The 19,701-nt window shown below is 69.1% G+C and carries 23 protein-coding genes; 12 read left to right on the top strand and 11 right to left on the bottom strand.

Features of this window, described 5'->3' with window-relative positions:
• Positions 1-60 precede the first annotated feature (60 nt).
• On the top strand, positions 61-798 hold the full coding sequence (locus tag E2F46_RS03015) for a DUF4124 domain-containing protein (RefSeq protein WP_133320693.1): 738 nt from the start codon (positions 61-63) through the stop codon (positions 796-798).
• Entirely contained in the window at positions 795-1,460 is a 666-nt protein-coding gene (locus E2F46_RS03010; protein WP_133320692.1) for a DUF4124 domain-containing protein, read from the top strand. Before E2F46_RS03015 ends, E2F46_RS03010 begins: the two co-directional genes overlap by 4 nt.
• A gap of 51 nt (positions 1,461-1,511) precedes the next feature.
• Here the strand turns inward: E2F46_RS03010 and E2F46_RS03005 are convergent, their stop codons facing one another.
• Complete coding sequence (locus E2F46_RS03005) at positions 1,512-1,946, bottom strand: VOC family protein (RefSeq protein WP_133320954.1); 435 nt, start codon at positions 1,944-1,946, stop codon at positions 1,512-1,514.
• 165 nt (positions 1,947-2,111) lie between these two features.
• Here E2F46_RS03005 and E2F46_RS03000 point away from each other — a divergent pair, with 165 nt between their 5' ends.
• From E2F46_RS03000 to E2F46_RS02960, 9 genes are all read left to right on the top strand, one after another.
• Complete coding sequence (locus E2F46_RS03000; protein WP_133320691.1) at positions 2,112-2,741, top strand: sigma-70 family RNA polymerase sigma factor; 630 nt, start codon at positions 2,112-2,114, stop codon at positions 2,739-2,741.
• Positions 2,738-3,409: a ChrR family anti-sigma-E factor gene (locus E2F46_RS02995; protein ID WP_133320690.1), complete on the top strand. Its 672-nt coding sequence runs from the start codon at positions 2,738-2,740 to the stop codon at positions 3,407-3,409. Before E2F46_RS03000 ends, E2F46_RS02995 begins: the two co-directional genes overlap by 4 nt.
• A 281-nt stretch (positions 3,410-3,690) precedes the next feature.
• On the top strand, positions 3,691-4,614 hold the full coding sequence (locus E2F46_RS02990) for an acyl-CoA desaturase (RefSeq protein ID WP_243720307.1): 924 nt from the start codon (positions 3,691-3,693) through the stop codon (positions 4,612-4,614).
• The gene (locus tag E2F46_RS02985; protein ID WP_207949505.1) at positions 4,611-5,900 is read left to right on the top strand and encodes an NAD(P)/FAD-dependent oxidoreductase; all 1,290 of its coding nucleotides are present in this window, start codon (positions 4,611-4,613) and stop codon (positions 5,898-5,900) included. Before E2F46_RS02990 ends, E2F46_RS02985 begins: the two co-directional genes overlap by 4 nt.
• On the top strand, positions 5,897-6,670 hold the full coding sequence (locus tag E2F46_RS02980; RefSeq protein WP_133320689.1) for a DUF1365 domain-containing protein: 774 nt from the start codon (positions 5,897-5,899) through the stop codon (positions 6,668-6,670). The genes E2F46_RS02985 and E2F46_RS02980 overlap by 4 nt, the downstream gene beginning before the upstream one ends.
• On the top strand, positions 6,667-7,947 hold the full coding sequence (locus E2F46_RS02975) for an SAM-dependent methyltransferase (protein WP_133320688.1): 1,281 nt from the start codon (positions 6,667-6,669) through the stop codon (positions 7,945-7,947). Before E2F46_RS02980 ends, E2F46_RS02975 begins: the two co-directional genes overlap by 4 nt.
• Entirely contained in the window at positions 7,944-8,756 is an 813-nt protein-coding gene (locus E2F46_RS02970) for a DUF1295 domain-containing protein (protein WP_207949504.1), read from the top strand. Before E2F46_RS02975 ends, E2F46_RS02970 begins: the two co-directional genes overlap by 4 nt.
• A 17-nt stretch (positions 8,757-8,773) precedes the next feature.
• Positions 8,774-9,853, top strand: coding sequence for an SAM-dependent methyltransferase (locus E2F46_RS02965; protein ID WP_243720306.1), 1,080 nt, complete (start codon positions 8,774-8,776; stop codon positions 9,851-9,853).
• On the top strand, positions 9,850-10,398 hold the full coding sequence (locus tag E2F46_RS02960) for a lipocalin family protein (protein ID WP_133320687.1): 549 nt from the start codon (positions 9,850-9,852) through the stop codon (positions 10,396-10,398). The genes E2F46_RS02965 and E2F46_RS02960 overlap by 4 nt, the downstream gene beginning before the upstream one ends.
• 30 nt (positions 10,399-10,428) lie before the next feature.
• Here the strand turns inward: E2F46_RS02960 and E2F46_RS02955 are convergent, their stop codons facing one another.
• A complete protein-coding gene (locus tag E2F46_RS02955; RefSeq protein WP_243720283.1) occupies positions 10,429-10,917 on the bottom strand; it encodes a methyltransferase family protein in 489 nt (162 codons plus the stop codon).
• The gene (locus E2F46_RS02950; protein WP_133320685.1) at positions 10,907-11,683 is read right to left on the bottom strand and encodes an SDR family oxidoreductase; all 777 of its coding nucleotides are present in this window, start codon (positions 11,681-11,683) and stop codon (positions 10,907-10,909) included. Before E2F46_RS02950 ends, E2F46_RS02955 begins: the two co-directional genes overlap by 11 nt.
• Positions 11,684-11,745: 62 nt before the next feature.
• Between E2F46_RS02950 and E2F46_RS02945 the strand changes: the two genes are divergently transcribed.
• Complete coding sequence (locus E2F46_RS02945; RefSeq protein ID WP_133320684.1) at positions 11,746-11,964, top strand: hypothetical protein; 219 nt, start codon at positions 11,746-11,748, stop codon at positions 11,962-11,964.
• On the opposite strand, the gene E2F46_RS02940 is transcribed toward E2F46_RS02945, so the two are convergent.
• The 8 genes from E2F46_RS02940 to E2F46_RS02905 form a co-directional block, all read right to left on the bottom strand.
• Positions 11,961-13,088 (bottom strand): cupin domain-containing protein, encoded by a 1,128-nt coding sequence (locus tag E2F46_RS02940; protein ID WP_133320683.1) that lies wholly within the window; start codon positions 13,086-13,088, stop codon positions 11,961-11,963. The genes E2F46_RS02945 and E2F46_RS02940 overlap by 4 nt on opposite strands.
• A gap of 105 nt (positions 13,089-13,193) precedes the next feature.
• Positions 13,194-13,832, bottom strand: coding sequence for an RpiB/LacA/LacB family sugar-phosphate isomerase (locus tag E2F46_RS02935; RefSeq protein ID WP_133320682.1), 639 nt, complete (start codon positions 13,830-13,832; stop codon positions 13,194-13,196).
• Positions 13,833-13,911: 79 nt separating this feature from the next.
• A complete protein-coding gene (kduD, locus tag E2F46_RS02930) occupies positions 13,912-14,670 on the bottom strand; it encodes a 2-dehydro-3-deoxy-D-gluconate 5-dehydrogenase KduD (protein ID WP_133320681.1) in 759 nt (252 codons plus the stop codon).
• A gap of 166 nt (positions 14,671-14,836) precedes the next feature.
• Positions 14,837-15,901: a LacI family DNA-binding transcriptional regulator gene (locus E2F46_RS02925; RefSeq protein ID WP_133320680.1), complete on the bottom strand. Its 1,065-nt coding sequence runs from the start codon at positions 15,899-15,901 to the stop codon at positions 14,837-14,839.
• 72 nt (positions 15,902-15,973) lie between these two features.
• Positions 15,974-17,257, bottom strand: coding sequence for a TRAP transporter large permease (locus E2F46_RS02920; protein WP_133320679.1), 1,284 nt, complete (start codon positions 17,255-17,257; stop codon positions 15,974-15,976).
• A 2-nt stretch (positions 17,258-17,259) separates the two neighbouring features.
• Positions 17,260-17,781, bottom strand: a complete 522-nt coding sequence (locus E2F46_RS02915) for a TRAP transporter small permease (protein ID WP_425599795.1) — start codon at positions 17,779-17,781, stop codon at positions 17,260-17,262.
• Positions 17,778-18,764 carry a TRAP transporter substrate-binding protein gene (locus E2F46_RS02910; RefSeq protein ID WP_133320677.1) on the bottom strand — a complete coding sequence of 329 codons (987 nt, stop codon included), beginning with the start codon at positions 18,762-18,764 and terminating at the stop codon, positions 17,778-17,780. Before E2F46_RS02910 ends, E2F46_RS02915 begins: the two co-directional genes overlap by 4 nt.
• The gene (locus tag E2F46_RS02905; RefSeq protein ID WP_133320950.1) at positions 18,761-19,585 is read right to left on the bottom strand and encodes a 2-keto-4-pentenoate hydratase; all 825 of its coding nucleotides are present in this window, start codon (positions 19,583-19,585) and stop codon (positions 18,761-18,763) included. The genes E2F46_RS02910 and E2F46_RS02905 overlap by 4 nt, the downstream gene beginning before the upstream one ends.
• Positions 19,586-19,701 lie beyond the last annotated feature (116 nt).

Here is a 19,701-nt window from a genome sequence, read left to right as displayed (position 1 = left end):
CGTGAACGCCGGCGCGATGCCGGACTTTCCCTGCCGCACCATCGCGCCGAAGATGGCGGCATGCGCACCCTCCCGACCCTCGCCACCGCCCTTGCAGGCCTGCTGCTGGCAGCCGGTCATGCGCAGGCGCGGCAGGCGGGCGAGGTCACGGTGTATCGCTGCGTCGATGGCAAGGGCCACGTGACGCTTGGCGACGTGCCCTGCCCGGCCGGCTCGTCCGGGGAAGCGCGCACCATGCAGCGCCCGCAGGATGCGCCGGAACGGCCGCGCCCCGTCGTGCAGCCTGCTGCGTCGGCAGCGCCGCCAGCGCCAGCGCCGCAACTGGTGATGCTGCGCCCGCCGCAGCCGATGTACGAGTGCATCGCACCCGACGGATCGCGTTACACCAGCGACACCGCCGACGGCCGCCCGCGCTGGGTGCCGCTGTGGACGCTGGGTTATCGCGGCCATGGCCGTCCCGCGCCCGGCCCCTCCGGTACTGCCACCAACGCACTGGCGCAATACCACGCCAACCGCCCGCTGGGCGGCTACGTCGGCGCGCCAACCCCCACGGCGCCGCCGCCAACGGCGGGACCGCCGCGACCCGGTCCGCGACCGCCGGCGTATCCGGTCGGCACGCCCGGCACCTGGGTGCAGGACACCTGCCATGCCTTGCCACCCGCGGAGGTGTGCGCGCGGCTGCGCGACCGTCGCGACGAGATTCGCCGCCGCTTCTTCAACGCGCAGGAAACCGAACGCAGCACGCTGCGCGTCGAGGAACGCGGCATCAACGCACGCCTGGATTCGGACTGTCGATGACACCCACACGCATGCTTGCCTGCACCCTCGCCGCCACCCTCGCCCTCGCGGTGACCGGCGGCCTTGCCCTGCTGCATGCGCAGGCGCCGGTGATCTACCGCTGCACCGATGCCAGCGGTGCGGTGAGCATCCAGAACGACACGCCCTGCCCGGCCGGCAGCCGGCAGGAAATCCGCCGCGTCGAGGCGCTGCCGTCGATGCCGCCTCCGCCGCCCGCCGCGGCGCCGGTCCAGACCATACTCGCGCCGCCCCCGCTGGCGGACTTCGTACAGGTCGCCGGTCCCTCGGACGAATCCATCGCCGGTCCGGAACGCCCGCAGCTGCCCGCTGCCGCGCGCATCGCCGACAATGCGCGCCTGCCACCGCCGCCGATCTACCAGTGCGAAACCTGGGACAACGACAGCTACGTCAGCGAGGACCCGGCACCGAAGCCGCGCTGCGTCCGCCTGGATACCCGCGGTGTCGGCGAGGCCTGCGAGATGAAGTACGACCGCTGCGCACGCGTGGGGGACCGGGCGGCCTGCGACGGCTGGAAGCGCCGCCAGCGCGAGATCGAGTCCAGCTGGCGCCACGCCCGCGGCAACGAACGCCAGCCACTGCAGGAAGAGTTCGCGCGGGTGACGCGCATCCTCACCGACTCGAGCTGCGCGCTGCCGCCCTGATCGATCGCGCGAGCATGGTCGAGGCAGGACGAGCGCCGGGCGCGCGGGCCCTCAGTCGTCGAAGGTGATGTGCACCGAGGCCGCACTGCGTCTGGCCGGTCCGTGGTAGACCGCCTCGACGTTGTTGCCGTCCGGGTCCAGCACGAAGGCGGCGTAGTAGCCCGGATGGTAGGGGCGCTCGCCGGGCGGGCCGTTGTCGCGGCCGCCTGCGGCCAGTGCCGCGGCATGGAAGGCCTGCACCCGCTCGCGATTGTCGGCCTGGAAGGCGAAGTGCTGGCGCCCCGTCAACGTGCCCTGTGCGGCCTGGCTGTCGGCACTGGAGACGAACAGCTCATCGGCCCAGAACCAGTCCTCGCCGCGGCCTCCCACGGGCACGCCCAAGGCGTCGAGTACCGCCGAATAGAACGCATGACTGGCTTCGAGGTCAGCGACCACCAGGTGCAGGTGGTCGATCAGGCGGCCGCGGTGGAGTTCCTGGGTTTCCATCGACATGATCCGGATCGGGAACGGGGATGATCCCAGATCCGGGGCGCCGGACGGTGAATGGACATGCCAGCCCGCCAGCGCGCCGGCCCGCCTGCTGCATCCAATCGTCCCTGCCGCGCGTATGCACGCCGTGTACACACCACGCCCACATCCGTTTCGCCTACGATGAATGCCCGCCCCGCAGACAGGACCGCATCGCCCTTCGAGGCGAGCCGCATCGTGGCCAGCATCGTGCAACCCCTGCGCGAGTCCCGCGACTGGTCCAGCGAAATGGAGGCGGTGTCGCGGCGTCGCGACCGCGACAGCTTCATGCGGATCTACGATCACTTCATGCCGCGCGCGTGCCTGTACCTGCGCGGGCTGGGCACCACGCCGGCGGTGGCGGAAGAACTGGCGCAGGAAGCCTTGCTGAAACTTTGGCTGCGCGCCGACCTGTACGACCCTGCGCGCAGCAGCCTGTCCACCTGGTTGTTCCGCATCGCCCGTAACCTGTACATCGACCGGGTGCGGCGCGAGCCGGGCTGGATGCAAGCGCAGGATGCGCTGGCGGTCGCCGCGGCCGAGGACGGCATGGCGATCCCGTCGTCGGCCGAGTCCTACGTGGACCAGGCCCAGCTCAAGCGCCGCATCGATGCGCTGTCGACGGTGCAGGCCAGGTTGATCCGCATGTCGTACTTCGAGTCCAAGAGCCACCAGGAGATCGCCGCCGAGCTCGACATGCCGCTGGGTACGGTGAAGTCGCACCTGCGCCGTGCGTTCCTCAAGCTGCAGGACGAGATCGAGGGCCGGCCATGAGTCCCCGGCATCATCTCGACCCCTCCACCCTGGTGAGTTTCGCCGCGGGTGCGCTGCCGCCCGAGGTAAACGTGGTGGTGGCCACCCATCTCGACGGCTGCGCCACCTGCCGCAAACGGATCGCGGACGCCGAACGCATCGGCGGAGCGCTGGTCGAGCACCAGCAACCGGCGGCGGCGCGACTGCCGAATGCAGCGCAACTCCGCGAGCGCATGCTGGCGCGACTCGATAGTGCCACCGATGTTCCGGCGCGGGCGGCACCGCCAGTCGTGGACGTGGACCGCCACGACCCCGACCGGTTGCCCGCACCGCTGCATCCCTACTTCGGCACGTCGTATCGCGCGCTGCGCTGGCGCTGGATGTCGCCGGGTGTCCACTGCATCCGCTCACCGCAAAGCGCCAACCTGCTGTTGCTCAAGATCGCACCTGGCAAGAGCATGCCGCTGCACAGCCACGGCGCATCCGAGGTCACCCAGATCCTGCAGGGCGCCTACGACGATGCGTTGGGCCATTTCGCCCCGGGCGACGTGGCCGACCTCGACAGCGACATCGAGCACCAGCCCGTGACTACGCCGGGCACGGCCTGCATCTGCGTGTCTGCACTGGACGCACCGCTGGAGTTCCGCGGCTGGATCGCACGCAAGCTGCAGCCGCTGTTCAAGCTCTGAAGCGCGGCGTGCGTCGCACAGCCATTCGCGCATCGCCGTGCACGAGCGCTTGCGGGCAGACACCTGCCCCATGTCGCAGCCACGCTCGCGGCGCGCACCCGGCTTCCGTTTCACGCGTTGCGCACGAAACTGAGCAGACCGGGCGTTATCGCGCGCGACTGCATCCGCATGACGACTACGTGCGTATGCATGTGCAGCCGTACGACCAGGGATTGCACTTGGAGCCTCGCGACCAGGCAGCACACGATGACGCCGCCAACCGCCCTGGACGGGCGTCTGCGCTGCGGCGCTGGTTCGATACCTCCGATGCAGGCGATGCATCGCGAGGCCATGCCGCCAGCGTTGCAGACGATCGCATCGACTGGGTGCGCGCGCTGCCGTTCCTGGGCATGCACCTCGCCTGCCTCGGCGTGCTCTGGGTGGGCGTGTCGTGGTTTGCCATGGGTGTCGCGGTCGCGCTGTATGCGGTGCGGATGTTCGCGATCACCGGTTTCTACCACCGCTACTTCTCGCATCGCACCTTCCGCACCTCTCGCGCGCTGCAGTTCGTGTTCGCCCTGATCGGCGCGGCCAGCGTGCAGCGCGGGCCGCTGTGGTGGGCAGCGCAACATCGCAACCACCATCGCCATGCCGACCTGCCGCAGGACCCGCACTCGCCGCGGCACGGCTTCTGGCGCAGCCACGCGGGCTGGTTCCTGACCCGCGCCGGGTTCCACACCGACTGGAGCCGCATCCCGGACCTTGCCAGGTACCCGGAGTTGCGCTGGCTGGATCGATTCGACACGGTGGTGCCAGTCGCACTGGCGGTGGCGCTTTACTTGCTGGGCGTGGCGCTGGAACGCTGGGCGCCCGCGCTCGGCACCACCGGCCCGCAGCTGCTGGTGTGGGGCTTCTTCGTGTCGACCGTGGTGCTGTTCCACGCCACGGTCACGATCAACTCGCTGGCGCATCGCTTCGGCACGCGCCGCTTCGAGACCCGCGACGACAGCCGCAACAATGGCTGGCTGGCGCTGATCACCTTCGGCGAGGGCTGGCACAACAACCACCACTTCTTCCCGGGCTCGGCGCGGCAGGGCTTCCGCTGGTGGGAACTCGACCTGACCTGGTACGGGCTGCGCGCGATGGCGGCGCTCGGCCTGGTGCACGACCTCAAACCGGTCCCGGCCTGGGTGCATGCGCACGCGCGCGAGCGAGCGCGCAGGTGAGGCGGCGCATCGCCGTGGTGGGGTCGGGCATCGCCGGGCTGGCGAGCGCGTGGTGGCTGTCGCAGCGCCACGAGGTCACGCTGTTCGAGCGCAGCTACCGTCTCGGTGGCCACACCCACACGCACGATATCGATCTCGGGGGCCGGCAGTACGCGGTCGACACCGGCTTCATCGTCTTCAATCGCACGCACTACCCGCTGCTGTCCGCGCTGTTCGACGAACTGGGCGTGGACAGCCAGCCGACCACGATGAGCTTCTCGGTGCACGACGAGGCCAGCGGGCTGGAATACAACGCCACTTCGCTCGACGCCCTGTTCTGCCAGCGCCGCAACCTGGTCTCGCCCGCGTTCTGGCGGATGCTGCTGGACCTGCGCCGCTTCTATCGCGAAGCGCCCGCGCTGCTGGCAAGCGACGATCCCGGCCCGACGCTTGGCGAGTACCTCGCACAGGACGGATACGGACCGCTGTTCATCGAGGCCCACCTGGTGCCCATGGCCTGCGCGTTGTGGTCCTCGCCGGTGGCGAACGTGCTGGATTTCCCGGCGCGCTACCTCGTGCAGTTCATGGCCAACCACCAGATGCTGCAGCTGCGGGGCCGCGCGCCCTGGCGCGTGGTGCGCGGTGGCTCTTCGCGCTACATCGACGCACTGCAGGCACGCTGGAAGGTACGGGTCCGCACCGGGCATCCGGTCCACGCGGTCCGTCGCCAGGCAGGGGGCGTGGTGCTCGACAGCCCCGCGGGACACGAGCACTTCGACGACGTGGTGCTGGCCTGCCACAGCGACGATGCGCTGGCGCTGCTGCACGACGCCGACGCGTGCGAACGCGATGTCCTCGGCGCGATCCGCTACCAGTCCAACGAAGTCGTGCTGCACACCGACGTGCGGCTGCTGCCGCGCCGGCGCAAGGCCTGGGCGGCGTGGAATGCGCACGTCCCGGCATCGCCCACCTCCGCGTGCACCGTCAGCTACTGCATGAACCTGCTGCAGGGCATCGACTGCGCGGAGCCGTTGGTGGTCACGCTCAACCGGACCGATGCCATCCGCCCCGCCAGCATCCTGCGCACGATGCATTACGCGCATCCCGTGCACGACCACGCCGCCGCGCGCGCGCAGGCACGGCGCCACGAGATCCAGGGCAAGCGCCATACCTGGTTCGCGGGCGCGTATTGGGGCTGGGGCTTCCACGAAGATGGCATCCGCAGCGCTCGCCAGATGGTGGACGCATTCGAGGCGACGCGCGCGCATCCGGCACCGGCGGGCACGCCGGCTGGAGTGGCGGCATGACCGCCAGCGCCATCTATACCGGCCGCGTACGCCACCAGCGGCACCTGCCGCGCGCGCATGCGTTCGAGTATGGCGTTGCCCAGCTGCTGCTGGACCTGGACGAGGTGGACGATGTGTTCCGCGATCGCTGGCTGTGGTCGACGGACCGCCGCAACCTCGCCGAATTCCGGCGCAGCGACTACCTCGGCGATGCGCACCAGCCGCTTCCCGATGCAGTGCGTGACTGCGTGGAACGCGCCACCGGCCATCGCCCGGGCGGGCCGGTGCGCTTGTTGACGCACCTGCGCTACGGCGGCCACGTCTTCAATCCGGTCAGCTTCTATTACTGCCATGACGCCAGCGGCCGACTGCACAGCATCGTCGCCGAAATCACCAACACACCGTGGCAGGAACGCCACCAGTACGTGCTGCCGCTCGCCGATGCGCGCATGCAGGGCCGCGCCTGGCACTGGGATTTCGACAAGCGTTTCCACGTCTCGCCCTTCCTGCCAATGGATTGCCGCTACGACTGGCGCTTCACCGCGCCCGGGGACGACCTGAGGGTGCACATGCAGGTCTGGCGCGAGGATGTCCTGCAATTCGATGCGGGCATCGCCATGGAGCGCAGGCCGCTGGACAGTCGCGGCCTGGCCATGGTGCTGGCGCGCTACCCGCTGATGACGCTGCAGGTGGTGGCCGGCATCCACTGGCAGGCGTTGCGGCTGTGGCTCAAGCGCACCCCGGTCTTCGACCATCCCGACCACGACGACACCCGCAGGACCGCTGCATGAACCGCATTGCCGATGCCCTGCCCACGGCGGCACCCACCGCGCTGGACAAGCTGTTGCGCCGACGCCTGGTCGATACGCTTTCCGGACTGCGCGGCGGCGCCGTCGTGCTGTCCGACGCCTGCGGCACCACGGTCGTCGGCGACGCGCATGCCCCGCAGCGCGTCGATGTGGTCGTGGACGACATGCGCTTCTACCGGCTGGCCGCGGCCAGTGGCAGCGTCGGCGCGGGCGAGGCCTACATCGAAGGCTATTGGCGCTGCAGCGACCTGGTCGCGCTGGTGCAGCTGCTGGTGCGCAACCGCGACCTGCTCGACGCGATGGAAGGCGGGATCTCGCGTGCCGGCGGCATGGCACTGCGTCTGTGGCATGCGGCGCGGCGCAACACGCGCACCGGCAGCCGCCGCAACATCGCGGCCCACTACGACCTGGGCAATGCGTTCTTCGCCTTGTTCCTGTCCCGTGACCTGATGTACTCCTCGGCGCTGTTCGAACAGGCCGACGACACGCTGGAGACGGCCTCGACCCGCAAGCTGGACCGCATCTGCGCATGGCTCGACCTGCAGCCCGGCGACCGCGTGGTCGAGATCGGCACCGGCTGGGGCGGCTTTGCACTGCACGCGGCGCGGCGCCATGGCTGCCATGTCACCACCACCACCATCTCGCGCGAGCAGCACGCACTGGCCCGGCAGCGCGTGGCCGAAGCCGGGCTGCAGGACCGCGTGACCCTGTTGCTGCAGGACTACCGCGACCTCGACGGCCAGTACGACAAGCTGGTGTCGATCGAAATGATCGAAGCCGTGGGTGCGCGGTACCTGCCAACCTACCTCGGCAAGATCGGCAGCCTGCTCAAGCCGGACGGCCTCGCCCTGCTGCAGGCCATCACCATCGAGGACCACCGCTACCGGCAGGCGCTGGACAGCGTGGACTACATCAAGCGCTTCGTGTTCCCCGGCAGCTTCATCCCGTCGATCGAGGCCATCGTCCAGGCCAAGACACGGGCCAGCGACCTGCAGCTGTTGGCGCAGCAGGATTTCGGGGCGTCCTATGCGCTGACCCTGCAGGCCTGGCGGCATCGCTTCCTGGCGCAGCTGCCCGCGGTGCGCGCGCAAGGCTTCGATGATCGCTTCATCCGGCTGTGGGAGTTCTACCTCGCCTATTGCGAAGGCGGATTCCGCGAGCGCTCGATCGGCGTGTCGCACCTGCTGATGGCGCGGCCGGGCTATCGTGCCCCGCCAGGCATCACGCGTCCGACGGATGCGGTGGAGGCAGGCGCATGAGTACGACATGGCTGACCCTGGGCGCGGTGCTCGCGCTGTCGATGGTGGTAATGACGTTCGGCTGGGCCTGGCAGAAGCGCCACCGCAACATCGGCATCGTCGATGTGTTGTGGTCGGCCTGCGTGGCGGCCGCGGCGCTGGTGGCGGCAGCCCTCGGCGACGGCGCCACCACGCCGCGAGTGCTGCTGGCGGTGCTCGGCGCCACCTGGGGCCTGCGCCTGGCCGCGCACCTGTGGCTGCGCGTGCGCAGCGAGCCCGAGGATGGCCGCTACCAGTACCTGCGCGCACACTGGAACAGCCACCAGGGCAAGATCTTCGGGTTTTTCCAGTTCCAGGCGGGGCTGGTCGTGCTGTTCGCGCTGCCGTTCGTCGCCGTGGCCGCCAATCCGCGCGACGACGGGCTCGGCTGGTGGATCGCGGCCATCGTGGTCTGGCTGGGCAGCGTGGGCGGCGAAGCCATCGCCGACCGCCAGCTGGCCCGCTTCCGCGCACGCCCGGAAAACCGCGGCAAGACCTGCCGGAACGGCCTGTGGCGCTACTCGCGCCATCCCAACTATTTCTTTGAATGGTTGCATTGGTTCGCCTACGTGCTGCTGGCGATCGGGTCGCCGCTGTGGTGGCTGGCGCTGGCCGGCCCGGTGGTGATGTTCGTGTTCCTGCGCTGGGTGAGCGGCATCCCCTTCACCGAGCAGCAGGCACTGCGCACCCGTGGCGAGGACTATCGCCAGTACCAGCGCACCACGCCGATGCTGTTCCCGTGGTTCCCCTCCGTAGACGACGCGCCCGGCGCGAAGGAGCGCACATCGTGAGCACCCATACCGGACACCTGCACGCTGCCCCGCTCGACTATGCCTCCGGCCTGGCGGGCTTGGCCGAACGCGGCCTGTTGCCCGACGCGCTGCTGCGCCTCGGCATGCGCAGGCTGTGCGCGCAGCGCCTGCGCGAGGAGCAGGGCGGCGGCCTCGAGGCCCAGTCGGCGCGCTATGCGGCCTTGATCGACGAACTGCGCCGCAGCCCGGTCGCGCTGCACGTGGATGCCGCCAACCGTCAGCACTACGAAGTGCCGCCGGCGTTCTTCCGCCTCTGCCTGGGCCGGCGCCTGAAGTACAGCAGCGCGTACTACCCCACCGGCAACGAATCGCTGGATGCCGCCGAAGAGGCGATGCTGGCGCTGTACGGCGAGCGCGCGCAGCTGGCAGACGGCCAGGACATCCTCGAGCTGGGCTGCGGCTGGGGTTCGCTGACGCTGTGGATGGCCGAGCGTTATCCCAACGCGAGGATCACCGCCGTGTCCAACTCACGTGGCCAGCGCGAGCACATCCAGGCCGAAGCCGAGGCGCGCGGCCTGCGCAACATCACCATCATCACCGGTGACGTCAACCACGTCGAACTACCGCGCGACGCGTTCGACCGCTGCATCTCGATCGAGATGTTCGAGCACATGCGCAACTACGGCACGCTGATGTCGCGCATCGCCGCGAGCCTGCGCCCCGGCGGCAAGCTGTTCGTGCACATCTTCGTGCACCGCACGCTGATGTATCCATACGAAACCGAGGGCGAGGACAACTGGATGGGCCGGCACTTCTTTACCGGCGGCCTGATGCCCGCCGCGGATACCCTGCTGCATTTCCAGGACGAGCTGCTGCTGTCGCGGCGCTGGCTGCTCGACGGCACCCATTACCGCAACACCGCCAACGACTGGCTGCGGAACCAGGACCAGAACCGCGAAGCCTGCATGGCCGTCCTGCGCGAGGCCTACGGCGCGCAGGCCGCATCGCTGTGGTTCCAGCGCTGGCGCATGTTCTGGATGGCGTGCGCGGAACTGTTCGGCTACCGCGACGGCCAGGAATGGGGCGTCGCCCACTACCTGTTCGACCGCCGCCCCCAACCGGAGACCCTGCCATGACCGCACACCGTTGGATCATCACCGGCCTGGCCGTTGCGCTGCTGGTTGCCTGCGCATCGCGTCCGCCGACCATCCCGCCCGTCGCCGGAGTGGACATCCCGCGTTTCATGGGCGACTGGTACGTGATCGCGCACATCCCCACCCGACCCGAGCGCACCGCCCACGACGCGGTGGAAACCTACGCGCTGCGCGACGACGGCCGCATCCAGACCACCTTCCGCTTCCGCAAGGAGAGCTTCGATGCGCCGGTGGAGACCATGCACCCGATCGGCACCGTGCGCGAGGGCACCAATGGCGCGGTCTGGGGAATGCAGTTCTTCTGGCCGATCCAGGCCGAGTACGTGATCGTCGACCTGGATGCCGATTACCAGCGCACCATCGTCGGCCGCAGCAAGCGCGACTACGTCTGGTTCATGGCGCGCACGCCCACGGTCAGCGACGCACAGTACGACGCCGCGATCCGCCGCATCGGCGAACTCGGCTACGACGTGTCGCAGGTGCGGCGCGTGCCGCAGTCCGGGAATCCGCTACCGGCGGGCGATTGAACGCGGACGCAGGCGACGCCTGCCCCCGGTTCACAGCCAGCGTCGCACGCGACGCGCGTAGTCGGCGTACTCGCGGGGGAATCGCGCGTGCAACCGACCCTCTTCCCACGGCACGATGGAGCGCTGCAGGACCAGGACCGGGACGGCCAGGGTCGCCAGTGCCCAAGGCACGTCCAGCATGAGCGCGAGCCCGATGTAGCTGGCGAGCATCCCGACATAGATCGGGTTGCGCGACCAGCGGAACGGTCCGTGCAGGATCAGCCGCGCAGGCGCATCGCCGGGCAGCAGCGTGGTACGCGCACGCGCGAACAGCACGAAGCACCACAGCACCAGGACCAGTCCGGCATTGGCAAGCCCGGTTCCGATGGCCTGCATCGCTTCGCGAGCCACGCCCTGCGGCAACGGCAGGCCCAATGCCTGCTGCAAGCCTGCCCCGGCGGCGAACGCGAGCAGGCAGTGCAATGGCGAGGTCGAACGCACCAGCAAGGGCGCGCGCAGCGCGGCGCGATCAGAAGCCATAGCGCAGGAAACCACCATCCACGGCGATGCACTCGCCGGTGATGTAGGCCGCGGCGGGCAGGCACAGGAACGCGACCGCGGCCGCCACTTCCTCGGGTTCGCCCACGCGTCCCATCGGCGTGCGCAACAGCACGTCGTCGAGGTAGTCGGGATCGGACAGCTTGCCGGAGGTTCGCCGCGTGCGGATGTACCACGGCGCCACCGCATTCACGCGCACGCCATCCTCGGCCCACTCCACGGCCAGGTTGCGCGTCATCTGGTGCATCGCGGCCTTGCTCATGCCATAGGGTGCGCCGCTGCGGACGTGGGTTTCGCCGGACACACTGCCGACGTTGACGATGCTCGACGCGGCATGCTGGGTGAGCAGCGGGTGCGCGTAGCGCGAGAGTTCGAACGCACTGAACAGGTTGACCTCGAAGATCTCGCGCCACTCGTCCTCGGCGTAGTCGGTCGCGGCGCGGGTGAGGTTGCCGCCGGCGTTGTTGACCAGGATGTTGAGCCCGTCACCCTGGTCCTCCACCCAGTCGAGGATCTCGCGGCGCTGCTCCTCGTCGGCGACGTCGCCGGCCATGGCGCGGATGTCGCCCGACGGAAACTCTTCCGCCAGTTCATCGCGCGCCGATTCCAGCGCATCGGCATTGCGCGCGACCACCAGCACGGTAGCGCCGAAACCGAGCAGCTCACGCGCCACGGCCAGGCCAATCCCGGCGCTGCCGCCGGTCACCAGTGCAAGTTGGCCATCGAGCCGCCAGCGATGCGGATCCATCTTCGCGTCTCCCGAACCCCGTCCTGCGTAGCATAGCGCCGTCCCCCCGCATGGAGACCGCGATGCGCGCCTTCACCCGCCTGATCGTTCCCGCTGCACTGGCCTGCTGCGCCGCATGCTCGCCGCCGGTGGATCCACCCGACGAACGCCCGCCCGAGCCGCAGGTGGGCGCCGTGCACGACGCGATCCTGGCGCCGATCGACGCCGCAAGGGCCGTCGGCAACACCCTGCAGGAGGCCGCGGACCGGCGAAGCGATGAAGCGGAAGCGGCTGCGCCCTAGGGTGCGCGGGAGGTCCGCGATGCGTTGTCGAAGACGATGAAGACCACCAGGTCCTCGTCGCCAGACTGGCGCAGTGCGTGGCTGTCGCCACTGCGGGTGAGGATGGCATCCCCCGGCCCGACGTCGCGCATTTCGCCGTTGAGGGTCAGTACGCCCCGGCCCGACAGGACGTAGTAGATCTCGTCCTTGTCGTTGACGTGCGCGCCGATGGTCGCGCCCGGGTGCAGCGCGCGCTTGCGGAACACCACGTCGAACCCGGTGGCGTCGGCGAAGAAGGGATACGCCGTTGTCATGTCTTCGCCCCCGTGCGGGCCCGGCTGCGGAAGGGCGATATCGCGTTCGTTGACCACTACGGACGGCGACACGTCCGCCAGCGACGGCGTCGGGATCTGCGCGCACTCCTCCTCCTGCACGGGCCGCACGGGTGCGGCGGCATCCACGCCACGCCATGCCGCCGCGAACAGGCAGGCGACGGCCTGCGCGCCTGCGGCACTGAAATGCGTGTCGTCGGCCTGCCGTTGTGCCGGCACATGCATGAAGTAGGGCTTCGACGCGGCATCGCCCATCGCCCGCAGCCACGCCATGCTGGCGGCGTTGAGGTCGACCAGGAGGATGCCTTCGCGCACGGCCAGGTCGCGCATCGCCCGTGGATACGGCCCGTGCGTGTCGAGCAGCTGCGTGCCGTCGAACTTGCGCCGCGCGACCGGCGTCACCAGCACCGGCGTGGCGCCGCGCTCGCGTGCGAGTGCCACGTAGCGCATCAGCCATCGCGGGTAGTCCACGGCGGGGTCGTTGTAGCGCGCCGGGTCCTCGACCTTGGCATCGTTGTGGCCGAACTGCACCAGCAGCACGTCGCCGCCACGCAGGTCGGCGGCAATCCCCTCCAGCCAGCCCTGCTCGATGAAACTGCGCGCGCTGCGACCACTCTGCGCATGGTTGCGCACCTCCCAGCCATCGGCCAGGTACGGCTGCAGCCGCATGCCCCAGCCTTCGCGCGGCGCACGTTCCGACGGGTAGGCGCTGGCGGTGGAGTCGCCGGCGATGAAGATGCGCTGTTGCGCCTGCAGCGGAAGTGCAGCCGCCAGCAGCGACATCGAAAGCAGGATTCGAAAGCGCCTGTGCATCATCGGCACCCGGAGCCAGCGGGGAGAAGGTGCCCCCGCCCTGGACCGCATGCGATGCAGGGCGGGGGCGGCACGGAGGGAGGGATTCCGTGCGGGGAGAGGCGCTTACTTGCCCAGTACTTCCGACACGTAGGCACGGATGGCGTCGTCCTGCGCGTGGTCGAAGAACGCCTTCTGGAAGCGCTCGCCGCCCACGGCCTGCTTGACCAGCGACGGGTCGATCGCGCGCAGTCCGTCGACGAACGGCTTCGACGCGGCCTGCTTCAGCTGCGACAGGATGCCGGCATTGGCCATCTGCGATTCCTTGCGCTCGGCCGGGTAGCCCTGGCCGCGTTCACCGGTGAACGCCTTCTCGAAGATGTAGCGGACGTTGATTTCCGCACCCCAGCCGAAGCCCTTCGCGAACGGCAGGGACAGCGCGTTGCCGTCGTTGACCTGTGCGAACAGGAAGGCATCGGTGGGATCGATGCAATAGCCGCAGTACACGCCCGGCCATGCATTGAGCGACATCATCGTGCCCTGCCCGGTGCCGCAACCGGCAACGACGAAATCCACCGCCTTCGAATTGAGCAGCAGGCTGGCGATGATGCCCAGGTGCACGTAGGTCAGGCGATGGTCGTTCTCGCCGTCCATGCCGACGTTGAACACGTCGTGGCCCTGCTCGGCGGCGACGGCTTCGAGCTGTTGCAGGATCACCGGGTTCTTCGGTGCCTGGCTGAATTCCTGCATCAATGCGATTTTCATGGGGCCTCTCTTTGATCGTGTGGTTCGTGTGTGCCGCGGGCACGTGCCGTGCCCGCGAACGATGCCTGCCAGCGTGTCGTCAGCGCGCCAGCCAGCCGCCGTCGACCGGGATGATCGCGCCGTTGACGTAATCCGATGCGCTGCTGGCCAGGAACACCGCAGTGCCGCCCAGGTCTTCCGGCTTGCCCCAGCGGTTGGCCGGGATCCGGTCGAGGATCGCCTTGTTGCGGTCTTCGTCCGCGCGCAGCTGCGCGGTGTTGTCGGTCGCCATGTAGCCCGGTGCGATGGCGTTGATGTTGACGCCCTTGCCCGCCCACTCGTTCGCCAGCAACCGGGTGATGCCGGCGATGCCGCTCTTCGATGCGGTGTACGAGGGCACGCGGATGCCGCCCTGGAACGACAGCATCGACGCGATGTTGATCACCTTGCCGCGGCCCTGCGCAATGAAATGGCGGCCCGCCGCCTGCGACATGAAGAACGCGGACTTGATGTTGACGTTCATCACGTCGTCCCAGTCCTGCTCGCTGAAGTCGACGGCGTCCGCACGCCGGATCAGGCCGGCGTTGTTGACCAGGATGTCGAGGCCGCCCAGGCCATCGAGGGTTTCCTGCACCACCCGGGCGATCGGCTCGATGCTGATCAGGTTGGCCTGGATATGGAGGAAACTACGACCGAGTGCCTCCACCCGGGCGGCCGTCTCGTCGGCCGCGGCGATACCGGCGCCGGCGATGTCCGCACCCGCGGCGGCCAGCGCCAGCGCAATGCCCTGGCCGAGGCCGGTATTGGCGCCGGTGACCAGCGCGATCTTGCCTTCGAGACTGAACGGGTTGGACGCCATGTGGATCTCCGTCGCGGAATGGTGGCTGCGTCCGCGGGGTCGCGGATGGATTCGGCATGCCGCGCCGGCACCGGGCCGGCAGCAAGCCAGTCGGCAACATTCTAGGGCTTTTGGTAACCGGTGTCATACTGCGCTGCGGCAAGCAGCGTCCTGCCGCAATGGCGATTCATTCCGGAGGCTGGCAGGAGTCGCGGATGACCAGGTGGGGCCGCACGCTGGCCATCGGCCGCGGCCCGTCCTGCGACTGCAGCAGCATGGCGGCGGCCATGCGGCCAGTGTCGCGGGTGTCGCGGCGCACCGAGGTCAGCGGCGGCCACAGCCGCGACGCCAGCGGACTGTCGTCGTAACCCACCACCGACAGCTGCTGCGGGATCTGGATGCCGCTGCGCAATGCGGCACGGTAGACGCCGGCCGCCATTTCGTCGTTACCGCAGAAGATGGCCGTCGGTCGCTTCTTCGCCGCCAGCAACTTCTCCGCCGCGGCCACGCCGGATTCGAAGGTATAGCCTGCCTCGACCACGCGCGATTCCGGCAAGACGATCCCGCGCCGCTCGAGCGCACCCAGGAAACCCTGCGTGCGTTCGATCGCCGAGCGATAGTCGGCCGGGCCGGTGATCAGGGCGATGTCGCGATGGCCCAGCGTCTGCAGGTAGTCGGCCACTTCCGCGGCGCCATCGTGGTCGTGGGTGACCACCATGCGTTCGGGCTTGTCCATCGCCACTGCGGCGATGCGCACGTAGCGGCAGCCGATCTCGTCGAGCATGTCGGCCAGCGCCTGGTCCTCGGACACGCGCGGCACCAGCATCACCCCGTGCAGCTTCTGCTGCTGCACGAAGCGACGCACGCCGTCGATGTAGTTCGGGCTGCGGCTGTCGCAGGGATGCACCACCAGTTCGAATCCCGAGTCGCGCAGCGTGTCCAGCGCGCCGTACTGCATGTTGACGATGAACTGCGCGGTGGGGTTGTCGTAGACCATGCCGATCAGGAACGACTTCCGGAACGCCAGGCCGCGCGCCATCGGGTCGGGCGTGTAGCCCACCTCGCGCATCAGCGCCTCGACCTTCTCGCGCGTATCCTCGCGCACCAGCGGCGAGCGGTTGATGATCCGCGACACGGTCTTCTTCGACACGCCCGCCAGCCGCGCGATGTCGTTGATCGTGGCGGCCTTGCCGCCCTTGCCGGCGCCCACCTTGACGGCGGCGGGGGCGTCCTTGTTCCTGCTGGGCGGCATGCGGGGTCTGCGTCTTGGGCTACCGGTTACCTTACCCAATCGCCGCACGGCTGGCGATGGATGCGGCGGCCATCAGGCGCGCAGCAACGCCGGCAGCCACAGCGACAGTGGCGGGAAGAACGCCACCACCAGCAGCACGCCCAGCGCGGCCAGCCAGAACGGCCAGATCGAGCGCAGGCTCTCGGCGATCGAGATCTTGCCGATGGCGGTGCCGACGAACAGCACCGACCCCACCGGCGGCGTCACCAGGCCCAGGCCGCCGGTCAGCACCAGCACCATGCCGAAGTGCACCGGGTCGATGCCATAGGCACGCGCCACCGGCAGGAAGATCGGCGTGCAGATCAGGATCATCGGCGCCAGGTCCATGAAGGTGCCCAGCAGCAACAGCACCACGATGATCAGCAGCAGCACCATGTACTTGTCGTCGGCCACCGACTGCAGCGCATCCACCGCCGCCGACGGCACCTGCAGGTAGGCCAGCAGCCAGCCGAACACCGCCGCGCACGCGATCACGAACAGGATCACGCCGGTGGTCCGCGCGGCATGCACGATGGTCTCGAGGAAGATGCGCCAGCGCAGCTGCCGGTACAGCACGATGGTCACCAGCAGCGCGTACGCCACCGCCACCGCCGCACTCTCCACCGCGGTGAACACGCCGGCGCGGATGCCGATGAAGATCAGCGCGACCAGTCCCAGTCCCGGCAAGGCCGAAACCATGCGCAACGCCAAGGTGCGGAAGCCCGGGAAGACTTCCACGCCATAGCCGCGCCGTCGCGCGACGATGTAGCCGGTCGCCATCAGCACCGCGGTCATCAACAGCGCCGGCAGCAACCCACCGGCGAACAGGTCGGCGATGGAGATGCCGCCGCCGGCCGCGGCCGAGAACAGGATGAGGTTGTGCGAGGGCGGCACCAGCAACGCCACCAGCGCCGCGGTGATGCTGACGTTGACCGCGAAATCGCGGTCGTACCCGCGCTTGACCATCTGCGGGATCATCGTGCCGCCCACCGCGGACACGTCGGCGATCGCCGAGCCGGACACGCCGCCGAAGAACAGCGACGACAGCACGCTGACCTGGCCCAGCCCGCCGCGGATGCGGCCGACCATCGCCGAGGCGAGCGCGATCAGGCGTTCGGAAATGCCGCCGCGCATCATGATTTCGCCGGCGAAGATGAACAGCGGGATCGCGATCAGCGATGCGATGCCGATGCCCGCCCCCACCTGCTGCGCCAGCACCACGGTCGGCAGGCCGAGGTACAGCAGCGTCACCAGCGAGGAGGCCGCCAGCGCGAAGGCCACCGGCACGCCGATGACCAGCAGCACGATGAAGACGAAGAACAGCAGTGCGATTTCCATGGTCAGACGCCCTCACCGGCTTCGACGGGCGCCAGCAGCGCCGGCACGCGGGCCAGCGCGAACACCGCCATCAGCGCACCCCCCAGCCCCAGCGGCAGGTAGTTGATGCTTTGCGGCAATGGCGCGCCGGCCGCGCGCACGCCGAAGCCATCGACCAGTAGCACGGCGCTCCATCCCGCCAGCGTGGCGCCGATGGCCACGATCACCAGCACCGACACGGCCTCGGCCAGGCGTCGTGCGCCGGGGCGCATCGCCTCGGCCATCAGGTTGAAACTGAAGTGCCGCCGCGTGTGCACGCCCGCCGCCGCGCCCAGGCTCATCGCCGTGCTCAGCAGCAGCAGGGTCACCGGTTCGGTCCAGCTGGGCGAGGCATTCAGTACGTAGCGCGCCACCACCTGCCAACCCTGCACCACGACCAGTCCGCCCAGTGCCGCGGCGGCAACGGCGATCGCGGCATCGGCGATGCGATCGAGCAGGGTACGCGGTGCGGGGGGTTCGGCTGCGTGTTCCATTCCGGTCCTCATGCCAGTGCGCGGATGCGGCGATACAGCGCATCGATGTCGGGATTGCGCAGGTATTCCTGCAGCATCGGTCGCGCGGCCTCTCGGAAGGCGTCCATGTCGACGTCGTTCGACCGCACGCCCGCGGCCAGCACCGCATCGCGTGCCGCGCTTTCCGATTCGTCCCAGGCCTTGCGCATCACGTCCACGGATGCGCGCGCGGTGGTGCGGACGAGCTCGCGATCCGCCGGCGACAGCGCGTCCCAGGTGCGCTGCGACAGCAGCAGCACGTCCGGCGCGTAGGAATGGTCGCTGCGCGACCAGTAATGCGCCGCTTCGAAATGCCGGCTGGAGTGGAAGCTGCGGATGTTGTTCTCCGCGCCGTCGATCATCTTCGTCTCCATGCCCGAATACACCTCGCCCAGCGACAGCGGCGTGGCGTTGGCGCCGAACAGCCGCAGCATGCGGATGAAGATGTCCGACACCGGCACGCGGATCTTCATGCCCTGCAGGTCGGCCGGCGTGTGGATCGGGCGTCGCGCGTTGTAGAAGCAACGTGCGCCGGAATCGTAGATCGCAAGCCCGACCAGCCCACGCGTGGAAAACCCGTCCAGCACCGCCTGGCCCACGCCCTCGTCCATCGCCCGGCGCATGTGCGCGACCGAATCGAACACGTACGGCAGGCACAGCGCCTGGGTGAGCGGAAAGGCGTTGTTCAGCGCGCCACTGTAGACGCGCGCAAAGTCGATGGCGCCGAAGCGCGCCATGTCGATGGCCTCGGCTTCGCGACCGAGCTGCCCGGAATGGTAGAGGCGGATGCGCAGGCGGCCGTCGGTCTCGCGCTCCAGCGTCTCGCCGATCCAGCGCACCGCCTGTACCGTCGGATAGTCGCGGACGTGCACATCGGTGGCAGTCAGCACCTCGCCGCGCCGCGCCAGCGCCTGCAGCGGGGATGCACCGGCAAGGCAGCCGGCAACGCCACCGGCGATGAACTGCCTGCGCTTCATGTCGCGATGCCTCCGGAGGCCGACGCGGCCACTGCACGGCCGACGATTTCCCCATGGTCGCCGAAGCGGATGCGCGCCTGTTGTCCCGGCAGGATGTCGTGGATGCCGGTGGCGTTGCCGGTGGCGATGAGGTCGCCGGCCTTCAGCGGTCGCCCCCGCCGCGCCGAGCGCGACAGCGCGAATGCATACGCGGCCAGCAGGCCGCCGGGCAGCATCGCAGCACCTCCGCGTCCCACGCAGGCATCGTCGATCCAGGTCTCGGCCAGCAGTTCCGCTTCCGGCAGGTCGCGCCACCCCGGGATCTCCGCCCCGACCACCAGCCCGTTGTTGTTGCCGAAATCGGATACCACCACCCGCGGACCGAGCTGGTTGATCGTCGCCAGCGGGCTGCTGGCGATCTCCAGCCCGATGGACAGGGTGGCCGGGACATCGATCGTGTCCCCCGGTGTCCATTCAAGGCGCGACGGGTCGGCATCGGCCTCCAGGCGCAGTACGTACTCGGCCTCGACGGCCCCGAATCCACCAGCGAAGACCGGCAGCGCGACCTCGCCTTCGGCCACCACCACCTGACCGGCGAAGATCGGGCCCAGCAGGCGATCGTCACCCGCCGCATCGCGACGCTCGGCGGCGATGTAACCCACCTTCCAGCCCGCCACGCGGTCCGGCCAGCGCGAAATCGCCAAATCCTGCACGGCATAGGCCGCCACCAGGTCCGGCGGGATCTCCCCCGGGAAGGCAGGAAGCGCACGCCCGCCACGCCGTGCCGCGGTGAACGCCGCCGCAATCGCATGCCCGCCGGTGGCGGTGACCGATGTATTCATGTTGTCCGTATCGATGGTCAATCCCGATCTCCCGGGCCATGTTGCGGTGCAGATGGCCTGACTGTGTCTGTCCGTATAAGGTAAACCGGTGTCATCTTCAATGTGCACTGCGGCAA

Source organism: Luteimonas aestuarii, assembly GCF_004357985.1.
Taxonomy (GTDB): domain Bacteria; phylum Pseudomonadota; class Gammaproteobacteria; order Xanthomonadales; family Xanthomonadaceae; genus Luteimonas; species Luteimonas aestuarii.
The sequence above is the reverse complement of the archived record's forward strand: the minus strand, read 5'-3'. Positions and strand labels throughout refer to the sequence as shown.